Annotated in this window: 10 protein-coding genes; all 10 read right to left on the bottom strand. The window is 40.4% G+C overall.

The window, feature by feature from the left end; genetic code table 11:
• Positions 1–300: 300 nt before the first annotated feature.
• Positions 301–1776 carry a helix-turn-helix domain-containing protein gene (locus tag IGI86_RS02570; RefSeq protein ID WP_430617718.1) on the bottom strand — a complete coding sequence of 492 codons (1476 nt, stop codon included), beginning with the start codon at positions 1774–1776 and terminating at the stop codon, positions 301–303.
• Positions 1777–2011: 235 nt separating this feature from the next.
• Positions 2012–4249, bottom strand: coding sequence for an ATP-binding cassette domain-containing protein (locus IGI86_RS02565; RefSeq protein ID WP_086332997.1), 2238 nt, complete (start codon positions 4247–4249; stop codon positions 2012–2014).
• 360 nt (positions 4250–4609) lie between these two features.
• Complete coding sequence (locus tag IGI86_RS02560) at positions 4610–5191, bottom strand: GNAT family N-acetyltransferase (protein WP_086332996.1); 582 nt, start codon at positions 5189–5191, stop codon at positions 4610–4612.
• Between the two features lie 166 nt (positions 5192–5357).
• Positions 5358–5834: an SAM-dependent methyltransferase gene (locus IGI86_RS02555; RefSeq protein WP_081118989.1), complete on the bottom strand. Its 477-nt coding sequence runs from the start codon at positions 5832–5834 to the stop codon at positions 5358–5360.
• An 86-nt stretch (positions 5835–5920) separates the two neighbouring features.
• Positions 5921–6739, bottom strand: coding sequence for a MerR family transcriptional regulator (locus tag IGI86_RS02550; protein WP_430617717.1), 819 nt, complete (start codon positions 6737–6739; stop codon positions 5921–5923).
• A 178-nt stretch (positions 6740–6917) separates the two neighbouring features.
• Positions 6918–7817 (bottom strand): PEP phosphonomutase, encoded by a 900-nt coding sequence (locus IGI86_RS02545; protein ID WP_086332994.1) that lies wholly within the window; start codon positions 7815–7817, stop codon positions 6918–6920.
• Between the two features lies 1 nt (position 7818).
• Positions 7819–9099 carry a PTS cellobiose transporter subunit IIC gene (celB, locus tag IGI86_RS02540; protein ID WP_086332993.1) on the bottom strand — a complete coding sequence of 427 codons (1281 nt, stop codon included), beginning with the start codon at positions 9097–9099 and terminating at the stop codon, positions 7819–7821.
• A gap of 707 nt (positions 9100–9806) precedes the next feature.
• Positions 9807–10550 (bottom strand): hypothetical protein, encoded by a 744-nt coding sequence (locus tag IGI86_RS02535; RefSeq protein WP_008377866.1) that lies wholly within the window; start codon positions 10548–10550, stop codon positions 9807–9809.
• Positions 10551–11033: 483 nt separating this feature from the next.
• The gene (locus IGI86_RS02530) at positions 11034–11369 is read right to left on the bottom strand and encodes a nucleotide pyrophosphohydrolase (protein ID WP_034857870.1); all 336 of its coding nucleotides are present in this window, start codon (positions 11367–11369) and stop codon (positions 11034–11036) included.
• Between the two features lie 291 nt (positions 11370–11660).
• Positions 11661–12590: a DUF5655 domain-containing protein gene (locus IGI86_RS02525; protein ID WP_430617939.1), complete on the bottom strand. Its 930-nt coding sequence runs from the start codon at positions 12588–12590 to the stop codon at positions 11661–11663.
• Positions 12591–12606: the final 16 nt, after the last annotated feature.

Here is a 12606-nt window from a genome sequence, read left to right as displayed (position 1 = left end):
AGTTGTCTCAATATTCTTCGTTTTTGGGGGAACGACAAAAAAAGACATTTGGACGAATCAAATGTCTGAAGAAAGTTGTTAGATTGGGTTTTTGTAAAATAATATCTACATACGAGTTCCGTTTTCTTAAAAACGAAGGTTATTGAGACGAAAAAAACTGTAAGTGTATCACGCGTGGTCCTTACTAAACTAAGAATAGCGTGGTGCTTTAGCAAAAGAAAATCATTATTTTCATAAACACCTGAAATAGATGAATAAATAACCTACCTCTTTCACTGTGTGAAAGGTACGGGAATGGGTTTAAAAAAGCGGTTTTTGATACGGGTTTATTTTCCGTTCAAGATGTTCCCAATCTCGATCATCTGGAAGAGATTTTAATAATAAATAATCTGTTTTGACTTTGTAATCGACGAGATAGCGATTGTAATTGGTCACGATCAAATCAATATGTGATCCATTTAGCGTCTTCTTTGTTAAATATTGCAGCTGCACAAAGGTCAACTCGTGCTTGCTGCCAAACCGCTGGATTGCTCGAGTTTGAATGTGCTGGCACACAAAATGATCTCCTTCTAGGAGAAAATAAATGGTTTTTGCTGGTGCGTAATAATCGAAAATCAACTCGCTATAAATTGTTAAACTGACACAGATGTCTTCTAAGTAAGCACTAGACAAAGAGAGTTTTTTGCTCTGCTCCTTAAGAAATTGTAAGTTCTTTTGATAATTCTCGCTGTTGGAACGCATGATCACTTCTTTGATATCATCCATTTCCTTGTTCAAAACCGGCGCAATCGCATGGTTTATTTTCCTCGATAAAAAGAAAGAACGTAAAAACGTCGCCACCGTAATGGCTTGCTCTTTGGGCACATCATGGTTCTGCAGAAACAATTCGGCCACGTTTGCAATCGCTGTACCTTGATGAAACTGACGGTAAAATTTTTGCTCTCGTTCTTCTTGATCCAAGGTTCGCTTACACAGGGTGACCAAGTAAATCCAAGCAAATTCTTCTTTGGGCAACTGGGTCTGATAGATTTCTTCAATGCCTTTTTTCAAGGAATAAAGTTTGGCGAAACTATTCCCTTTATACGCTTGCCTGACCAGTTCTTTGGGCACAGTGATATGATAGCCAAGGCTCGCGCGTTTGATGGCAATATAAAACGTATAGTAAAACGCTGCGGGGGTCGCCCCAGATCCGATTTCATAATAGCCGAACTTGTCATCCAATTGCCCTAAAATCAAGTCATGCAATGCTTGGTCTGGGACCAATGTATAGATCGTTTCGACCCCTTCATAGTAAAAATCTTTGAAAAACTTACGTAAGTTGGCTTCGCTTCCTTCAATCGTTAAAGGATTGGAGGTCCATTGTAAGCCATAGCTTTTCAAAATAGGGTTGCGCTGATTAAGTAAGCGCCGAAATGTACTCTCTGAAAAATGGTAATGATGTGCTAGCTCATCCACCTTAGCTAACTTGCCATGAAAGATATTCCCGATAATTTCAAATAAGCATTCATTTTTTAACAAACTTTGTTTTCTTTTTTGATATTCTGCAGGCTTTTTCTCTTCGAAAACAAACCCGCTATTGCCGGAAACAAGAACTATACTGTCCCCAAAATATTCTTTCATGTATTTGATATCATTGGCAATCGTCCGCTGAGTTACCTGATTGCGCTCAGCTAAGTCGCCAATCGTAAACACCCGATCTCGCTCAATCGTACTCAACAGCCGAAACAACCGCGCGGTTGTGCGGTTGCTGATGAAGGCCAATTGCAGCTCTCTCATCCACTCCACTCCTTTTTCAAGAGATTCTTTTCTATACTATTACATAAATAGACCACTATTTGGTAATTATATACTCAAATTTACAGTATTTTTATCAAAAAACCTACTAATAATGAAAAAAATAGCGTTCTGAATTTTATTTTCTAACTTGTAATCGCTTCTTCGATGGAATGAAAAAAAGCCGCAAGCAACACTCGATGAAAAGAGCTACTTACGGCTAGTCTTGGCTTTTTCGTTAAAATAAATACTGCGCAGTAATCGACGATTGACAATTGATCAGTTGGTCTGGGGTTCCTTCGTACAAGATTTCACCACCGCGAATCCCACCATCAACACCGACATCGATCAGCCAATCCGCTGCTTTCATGACCTCAAGGTTGTGTTCGATAACGATCACCGTGTTGCCTTTTTCTACTAATCGTTCGATGATCGCCAAAATGCTTTTGATGTCGGCCATGTGCAATCCGGTCGTTGGTTCATCCATAATGTAGATATTGCCTTTTTTGCTTAATTCTTTTGCTAACTTCAGTCGTTGGCATTCACCGCCAGACAAGGTATTTAATGGCTGTCCGAGGGTCATGTATCCTAGACCTACAGCCAAAATCTGTTTTAGTTTTCTTTGAATCGCTTTTTCCTCAAAAAACTCCACCGCTTCCGTGATACTCATGGCAAGGACTTCATCGATCGACTTGCCTTTCAAGCGATACTGGTAGACTTCTTCTTTAAACCGTTTGCCGCCGCATGCCTGACACAAAACCTCGACGGAATCCATAAAGGACAGCTCCATCTTGATGGTCCCGTGGCCCTTACACGTTTCACAAGCACCTTCGGAATTGTAGGAAAAAAGACCTGCTGAAACCTTGTTTTCTTGCGAAAACAACTTGCGAATGTCATTCATGATTCCTGAATAGGTTGCAGGATTAGAGCGAATATTCCCCGCCACCGCTGATTGATCGATCGTAATGGCTTCAGGGTATTCTTTGGCAAAAACACCATTTACCAAACTGCTCTTTCCAGAACCAGCGACACCGGTCACCACCGTAAATACCCCTAATGGCACCCGCAGTGCTGTATTTTTCAAGTTATGCAGCGTCGATTTTTTCGTTTCGATAAACTGTTGGCTTCTGCGAGGGGCTTCTTTGAAATCCACCATCTGTCCAAAGGCTTTGCCAGTCAGTGTATCTGATCGCAGCAAACCTTCAAAGGTTCCTTCGTAAGTAATATAGCCGCCATTTTTTCCAGCTTTAGGACCAACATCGATAATGTGATCGGCTGCTTTAATGACATCTGGGTCATGCTCCACTACGATGACGGTGTTCCCTTTGTCCCGTAGTTTGACTAACAATTCATTCAATCGATGGACATCCCTTGGATGCAGCCCAATACTCGGTTCATCAAAAATGTAGATCACATCGTTCAAGCTAGAAGACAAGTGTTTGACCATTTTTACCCGCTGACTTTCCCCACCAGAAAGCGTCGTTGTTTCACGGTCTAAGGAAACATAATCCAACCCGATATTGATCAGATCAGTGATTCTCGCTTGGATGTTTTGAAGCAGGGGTTGGACACTCTCCTCCGAGATTTCTTGAAGAACCGTCAATAGTTCATCCACTTGCATCGCCAAAACGTCCGCAATCGAATAGCCCGCGATTTTACACGCGAGTACTTGTGGATTGAATCGCTTTCCCTGACAGTCAGGACACTTCTGCTCATTCATGAAAGAAGCGATTTTCTTCTGCGTAGCAGCGGAGCTTTCATTGCCACCTTTGATATTGGAGCGATTAAAACGAGCGACTAAGCCTTCATAGGTGGAACTCATGCCTTCCATATACAAGGAATCGATTTTTTCTCCTTGGGCATACAAAAAGCGGTTCATTTCCTCTTCGCTATATTCTTCCAACGGCTTGTCATTGTCAAAAAAGCCCGTGTTGGTGAAGGACTTCAGTAGCCAAGAACCGACTTTGTAGCCAGGAAGCAGGATCGCCCCTTCGTTCAAGGACTTTTCAAGATCCAGTGCCTTTTCTAAATCTAACCCGACGATCCGCCCAATCCCTTCGCAAGTGGGACACATCCCATGAGGGTCATTGAAGGAGAAATTCCATGCAGGACCTAAATACGGTTGACCAAGACGAGAAAAGAGCAAGCGGATCAAAGGATTGATATCTGTGATCGTCCCTAATGTGGAGCGGGAATTGCCGCCTAAACGGCTTTGATCAACTACTACCGCCATCGAAAGATTGTCGATGGCATCGGCATCTGGCTGGCTATATTTTGGCAAAAAGTTGCGGACAAATTTCGAAAAGTTCTCATTCAGCTGTCGACCAGCTTCTTGTGCGATCGTGTCAAAGACGATCGATGACTTGCCAGAACCAGAGACACCCGTGAAAATCGTGATTTTTCTTTTGGGAATCTTCAAGTCAAAGCCCTTCAAATTGTTCTGCCTGGCGTTGTGGATCGTAATGTATTCCTGCATGCTATACCCTCCCAGATTCTATTGAATTTTTACAGTGAGCGACCATTATAGCACAAACATTCTCGCTGTTTCTCGGAATTTTGTAAAAAACTATGTTTATTTTATGTTTTGTTCTCAATGTTGGAATAGCAAGGATAGAGGGCTTATGCAATTTTTCAATAACTGTTGCATAGGAAGGAATTTAGAGTGCGAACGAAGTTAGAAGATAGAGCGAAGAAGGAGTATTTTGAATGACCTTAAATTGCTAAAAGGTAAAAAACAGTCCATTTCCCCTTGCTTGCAAAGTGAAATGGACTGTTTTCATGAAATAACCTTTAATCGTTTGAAGCCGAATGTTAGAGATCGGCCAGATCAGCCAGATCAGCTCAATACAGTTGACGGAAACATTTTGATCAATGTCACCGTTTCTTCTGCCCCATAATCCCCTTCGGCATATAAAGCAAGATACTCTTCCAACAAATAGTCAGCAAGGTCTTGGGTAGATTGCGTAAAACCAGCCTTTTCGTAAGATCTGACTGCAGGGATATTTTTTCTCGACGGCCGCATCATCAATTTTTGAATGCCGAATGTTTCATGTAAATGATCACCGAGGGTGACGATCGCATCGGTACCAAATCCTTTGCCGCAATGAGCTTCTCGATTCAACCAGATATCCAATTCTGCTATGCCGTCTTTTAGATGAGACGAGGAGTAACTAATAAAGCCAATAGGTTCACCTGCATGTAGAATCAAAAAGCCTCTGCCATCTTGCGGTTGGGCACCAGTAAAGTAATACTCTTGATAGTCCTCAAAAAACTCTGCTTCAGTGGCGATCGGTGCATTAGGATAAGAAGGTGGTCCAGAATGATACTTTGTGGTTTCAGAGTGAAAACACCATTGATAGACCGCTTCTTTATCTTTGATTTCCGCAGGGGTTAAAGTGACTTTGTTTCCTGTTAGCATGTGGTGTACTCCTTTCGCTCTTCCTAATGTTCCCCCCAATTATAGCGGAGGATATCCCTTAAAAACAAACCGCGTTTTTTCTTTACTTGAATCGAACATCGACATTGCTTAAATTTTCATTGTTGCGCCAACAATCTTCCGATTGATTCCTCTATTTTTTCATCCTCTAAAAATTAAATTCATTTTCCCAATTAAAATCAGCAGATTCTTCTAAACTGTTCGGCCAATGATGGCACCAGGAAGGAACTCTGGGCACTTCTACTCGATCCAAACTTGGTGTGTACGGTTTGATATCTATTAGTGGCGTTTGGTCGTTTGCATCAATATAAGGAATAGAAAGAATTCCTTTCTCAACATCGACTGATAATACTTGAACAACACTTAATGCAATTGGATTTGGTCGGATGGGTGATCTCGTAGCAAAAATCCCCATTTTTTCAGGCGCATGTTTATAGGGTTGCTCAGCATCCAAAATCATTCGATACTTTGCATCCGCAAAATCACTGAACCACCATACTAATTGAAGGTGACTAAATCCTTCAATCCCTGCTAAAGCTGGAATATATTCTTTCTTAAGCTTGAGCAAGCATCCTTCCTCATTGTTTTGAATGATCCCAATCGGTTGTAGTTTATATTCTGTCATTTTCTTTCCTCCATTTCCTCTTTGTGCTCTCAGAATAGTGCCTGACACAGTGTGAGAGTCAAGAAAAAACAGAAAAAATCTGCTACTCAACGTTTTATGAGCGGTATTTGTATTTCAGTCAAATAATTACGTTCTTCCTTCTCATTCCAAGGACCGCGATGCACGATTTGCCTGTCTGGTCCGTCCATTTGGTAATAAGGATGTTCTTGTAGCCACTCAGCCAAGGACAAATAGACGTTGGCTATGTTGGAGAATGCACCGTACACCATCGTGCACGCCATAATTGGCACTGCCTCCGTTTCGTAGATGGAAAATACTTTGGAATCTACCTGCAGGCCTGCTTTCACTTGCACACACAATTCAACATCGACATTTTTTTCTTTAAACTCTTGGTCGTGATAAATCGAAAATGATTGTCCGAAATTCTTTATTTTCTGATTTTCCATAAAAGTGGCTAGTTCTCTCCACAGTTCCTCTTCAGAAAAATAATTTGGTATGACTTTGCGAAGGGAGAGCACATGATAACTCGGGACTGCTTTCATTGTAACCTGATAACGGCGCTCTGTTCGTTCCTTCGTCAATTCTAATTTAGCCACTTCTAGTTTGATTAATTTTTGTTTTTCCACCTCTATAGTTGTCTCAATTTCATCTTTTTTTCTTTCTAATTGTTCTGCAAGGAAGTCCTGCTCTTGGTTTTTCAGCAACACCGCAATTTCTGCTACACTAAAGCCGCTATCACGTAAATAGAGTATTTTATTGAGTTCAGGCAATTGAGCAGCCGAATACAGTCGATAACCAGTAAACATATCAATCCTATCGGGCTTTAATAGACCCATCTCATCATAGTAACGCAACATTCTGATACTCACTTGAGAGAGCTTTGAAAATTCACCTATCTTAAACATACGCACCTCCGATAGATTTATTATAAAAACACTTTATCCACACTTCAATGCTACTCACTATAAAAAACCGAAACAAAGAGTTCACTCTCTGTTTCGGTCTTGCTTCATTATTCAACATTCAACGAAAAATTCTTCTAACACTTCTTGCATTTCATAGTCATGTGCCGATTTGTTCCACCTATCGATTCACTGAGACGGCCATTCGGTGATAGGTATGGCGCTTACCTCTGATGGCGATGGATAGTTGCAAGATGTTCTCGGGATCAGCGGTCCCAGAAAAACCCGCATCTCCGATATGATGAAGGTCGCAACCGGCACGTTTGCTAGTCAATGCCAAGGCACGGATCGTGCCTATATCTGCACCTTCTTGTGTAGTACCGATGGTGCCCATGACCAACTTCTCTTTTTGGTGGATAAAGGCCACTAGATCACTCATGTGTTGTTCACTCAGCCCAGGAATCGTGCCCGCAATGGGTACAAGAATAACATCGGCTCCAGCTTGAATGAACGCAGACGCAATTTCTTCATCTAACACGGGTTCATTGACACCAGCTCCGTGCATTTTTCCAGCAATAATGATCCCAGAGAAAATGGCTCTTGCTTGTTTGATTGCCGCTGTGATTTCCTTATTTGAAACGCCAGTGGAAGGATTTCCTGTCAGACAGATAAAATCAAATCCAAGTGCTTCTGCACGAGCCATGTTTTTCTTTGTTGCCAAACGCCCAGTAGCGATAGTTGTCAACTGTTCCATCTGTTCCGCACAATCGTCGACAGGCTCAAGATTGACCCCAATAGGCCGCCCCGTTAAGCACTGCAAAAAGCGAATCGGGTCATCCGTTGTCGGTAAACCTTTGATAGCGCCGTTTTCGCAATCAAAAAGGTTCAGCAAAATCAAATCCGCCCCAAATGCAGCGACGAATTCAGCATTAGTGATTCCTCTAGACATCGGATCGATTTGGACATCATTTTCTGCTACGATCGTCCGACCGGCACTTCCTCGGATACTTTCCAATAGTTGGTCTTTATCAAATGATTTAAAATCAGCTGCCGTGCAATTCAATAATCGTTTTGTCTTCATTTTATGCCCCACTTTCTGAACCGAGTTCACTGGCTAATGTCCGATTATCTAGCATTTTGAAGAATGGATAATAGATGGCGATAGAAACCGTCAGATTCACCAGCTGTAAGATTGCCCCCGAAATATGTCCGCCTGTGGCTAGATAACCGCCGATGATTGGCGGCATCGACCAGGGAACCAAAACGACGGCAGGTTGGACGATCCCCATGGCAACTGTCGTATAAGAGATGACATAGCACACGACCGGCGTCAGAATATATGGGAACAAAATCAATGGATTCATGACAACAGGCAACCCAAACATGATGGGTTCATTGACATTAAAAACCGTTGATGGAAATCCGAGTTTCCCCAACTCTTTTAAATACTTACTTTTACTTCTGACTAATAGCAAGATCGCCAAGCCCAAAATCACCCCACTACCGCCAATCCAGACAAAGGTATTCATAAAGGTATAATTGATGATATGCGGAATCGTTTCGCCGTTTTGAAAAGCGATCCGATTTTCATCGATCATTTGAATCCATGTCGGCTGCAGGACGCTCAAGACCAAGTCCCAACCGTGGATGCCCACTGACCAAAACAATGACGTAAACATAATGGCAAATAGACCACCTATAAAGCCTCCGCCAATGATCGATAAAGGTTGTCCCACAAGGCTGTACAGCAGATCATGAACATTCGTGTTGCCGAATGATTCCACTAATAAACGAATCACCCAGAAAAGCGAGAGGCAAAAGAATGAGGGGATCAATGCAATAAAGGAGCGACTGACCGCCGGGGGAACGTTTTCTGGCATGCGAATCACGATATTCTTTTGTACGAATAATCGGAAAATCTCCGCCGTGATTAGACTAGTGATGATTGCTACGATCAGCCCGCGGCTACCAAGATAAGACATTTGAATGCCGCCATCTTCAATCGGAGTGACTAAAAGAAAAACCGACGCTGCCAATACACCGGCAGATAAACCGCTGACGCGGTAAGTGGTTGCTAAACTATACGCAATAGCAAAGGAATTGAACAGCGCCATCACACCAAAGGTCACTTGGACGACAAAGTCTAATTTGCTGCGCCATTCCCCGCCAAAAATACTAGTAACAAATAGGTTAAAGCCTTCCCATGGAACGTTGGATAAAATAACAAAAATGGAACCGATAATAATCAAAGGCATCGTGGTGACAAGTCCATCACGGATGGCAACTAGATGCTTTTCACTGCCAATTTTCATTCCCCATGGCAGCATTTTTTCTTCCATAAATTTCTTTAACGAATCCTTCATAAGCTTCCTCCTTAACCTTAAAAGATCGCTGAAAGAGTGCGTTCAGGTATCTTTTCGAAGTGTGAATAGAAACCAAGGCTTGCCACCTTCAAGAACCTAGGATTGAAGTGCTGATCGCCAAAACGCTATTGCTATGAACACAGTAAGAACGCAAGGCATTGGATTTCTCAACTATGACTGCCTATTTTCCATGCAACTGTTCTCAACTGATCTTCACACCTTTTATTTGCCGCAAACGATCCTGCGCATGAACCGTTTCAAACGACAAAAAAGGCATTGGACAAGATTGTCCAATGCCTTTGGCATAGCAAAATAAGCGTCCAGCATCCCACGGTTTTTGCCCAAAAACCTGCCTGAATCTACTAGAAATCGACAAGGAAATCGGGTACAATAAACACGTTGATGCCTTTGGCGATCAACTATGGCAACTTGATTGGTCATCCGTCTTAAGGGTGTGACTGATCAGGGCCTCGTAAATCTGTTGGCGCAGAGATACGAGGTGCCTATTTTTTTGGTTTCTATTCGCTTACATTTTATAGAATGTTTTTGGGAAAAGCAAGCGAACATCGTAACAAAATTGTAAATAATGGTCAAAAAAATAAAAAACTATTGTGATTTGTTCGATTGAAATAGAAAATAGTAATTACTTTGCGTATTTATAAAAAAAGGAGGACCGAATCATCCATGATTCAGTCCTCCTTTTCGCGTTAGACAAATACAAACAAAATTCCAGAGCAGATCGTGCCTACCAATAGCCCACGAATACTGCCTTCCCCTTCATTGGGTAACTCAAATTTGATGATATTCACCAGCAAAGCGCCGGTGATCAAGGCTTCAATGATGACCACCAAATAGTAGGGCAATGATACAAAGAGGGAGAACGCCGCTCCCGCGAAAATACTGAAGGAAAGCACAAAGCGGCCATATTTGTTATAAAGGGCACCATGATGGTGATAGAGCAACCAATCGTTCATGAGAAAGTGCAAACCAAAAGCGATAAAGTAGGTCAAAATGTAGAAACGCTCTGATAGCGTATTGGCAATCACGATATAGCCGATCATAATATTATAAATCACATGAAAAGCGATATCCGACCAAAAAAAGGCGTTTTTGGCACTGGTGATGTCTTTCTTTTCTAACACCATAAACGTCCGCTCATCGATTTTGTAGATCACGTAACTGAAGACTAAGCCAAACAAAACGATGCCATAGACCCCATGACTATAAAAAATCCCCGAGTCCCAGCCAAATTCATCAATCAACACCGTTTGAAAATACGCCAAATGGGGCAATAGATGAACGATCGCATAGGAGATTCCTACCCCAGCGGCAAAGGAGCTCATGTATTGCACGTTTAGTTTTCTGGATGAGATAACATTTGAAAATAGATGGATGAAGATAAACCCTAAAGTGATCATGCAATTCACAAAATTGTTTGTTAAATACGTCATTGTTTTCTCCTTCTTACATTCCGTTTACAGCATCGTTTAATCGCAATTTTCAATAACAAAGTCTTTTTAATTAGTTATTTTTGGTTATTTTCATGAAATATTCTTGTTTACTATACAGTAAGTGGGCTTGGGGGGCAATAGGTTTTTTAGGTTTTTGGGGAGAAATCTTTTTGATAGAAAACGCCCTTCATTGTTGCCGATTTTTTCCCGATGATCTTGTCTTCATTTTCGGATAGGATAATCTTGTTTTTGCTCGAGCAGACAGTAGGTCTAACTTCATTTTTTATAAAAAATTGGGCTTATTTGAAGTTATCTTCAAATTTCCGAAAAAATGTAACCAATTTGAAGTTATCTTCAACTTTCTCAATTATGTCAGATTTTTGACGTTCGTAACCAATCACTGATGAATTCAGAAAGCCATTGTTGCTACTATTCCATCAAAAAAAGAAGCAAGAACTTGCAACGTCCTTGCTTCTTTTTTTGTTACAACTCATTATACTTCTTTTTCGAATCTTTACTTTCTTTTACCGGATACTTCATGTTGTTTTTTTCCAGCTTTTCTTTGATGATCTCATCAATATCAAGACCCAAATTGTCTGCCAGCATATAGGAATAAATCAGAACATCGGCAATTTCTTCTTTTAAATGTTCGAAATCTTGAGTGGCTTCTTTAGGTGTTTTCCATTGAAAAATCTCCAACAATTCGGCGGCTTCGATGGAGATAGAAATAGCTAGATCTTTTTCATTATGAAATTGTCGCCAATTGCGATCATCTCGGAATTTATTGATCCGTTCCATTGAAGAGGGTTGGTTTTGCATGGTAGGTGTAGTTCCTTTCGTTTTTTAGGGATAAGAGTTTTTGATAGAGAATTGGTTTTTCATATATTTACTTAGAGTGCATGTAATCTATTTTGAAGCAAACGTGTTTGAAATAGCAGATTTTTTTACATTCTCTATGTAATATGACTCTTATTTTATACTAAGTCTCGCTATAATCTTGAAAAGACCTTCAAGATTATAGCGAGACTTACACGTATTAAATTTCAGAATTTAAACTAAATGAACCGATACTCTATTAGATAAAAATCAAAGAAGAATGCCCGTCATATACTATTCTCCTTGTTGATTTTTATAGTTCATCCAAGACTGTTTAATCAAACTAGCAATATACTCAATCTCTCGATTATCTTTTATAACGATCTCATAATCCCCGTTTCCCCAATGTCCGATTTCACTCACATTTCTCGCCACATTTCGTGAATCATTTAACTGACCTGTCTTTAGATTAATCCAAATTTTCAAAGCATTTTTTTGGATTTGAATATCAACGATGTTTCGCTTGAGTTTAAACGAATTGTATAACTTCACAGCTTTTACCTTAATGTCGCTATCCCAGCTCAATATAATTTCTTTTAATTCTAAATACAATTCTTGAATCTCTTCTGATCCTTTTAGCAGGTGTTCTTGCTCTGTATAAATGCTTATTTCTTTCGATAGCCCTTGCTCAGAAGACGCCTTTTCTACCTTCTTAATTGGTTCAATAGTGCTGTTTGTTTTTGTTAAAGATTCTATATTGATCAAATTATTTTTGTACTTTTTCGCAATGACCAACTCGATAGGTAGATTGGGATTGTTGACTGCTCCGTATTGATAATTTGTATACTCATTAGCGACAAAAATAATACGTGTCTGAGACCAATCAATCTCGTCAATTCGTTTTAAATTTTCTGGATAACGCTCATTGTACTTAAGTACAAATTCACCCTTATGAGCCAATAATGTATTAAGATAGGCATATCCTTGGTCAATGACACTGTATCTCTTTCCTTTTTTATACTCTATAATCACAAAACTTTTTGTATCAGGATCATAGGCAACAGTATCTAAACGAAAATTCCCTACAGGAAACTCAGAGGCTACAAAGAGTAAATTAAACAAAATCTCTAAGTTTTCTTCGATAATGGCTTGTAACTGTTTTTCTTTCACAAAAACTTCTTCTTCAATCTCTTCCATTTTTTGATTGCTTAATTGATAAAGCACCAAGTACTTGTCCTCC

Source organism: Enterococcus sp. AZ188 (genome assembly GCF_050544075.1).
Classification (GTDB): Bacteria; Bacillota; Bacilli; order Lactobacillales; family Enterococcaceae; genus Enterococcus_D; species Enterococcus_D entomosocium.
This window is presented reverse-complemented; position numbering and strand designations above follow the sequence as displayed.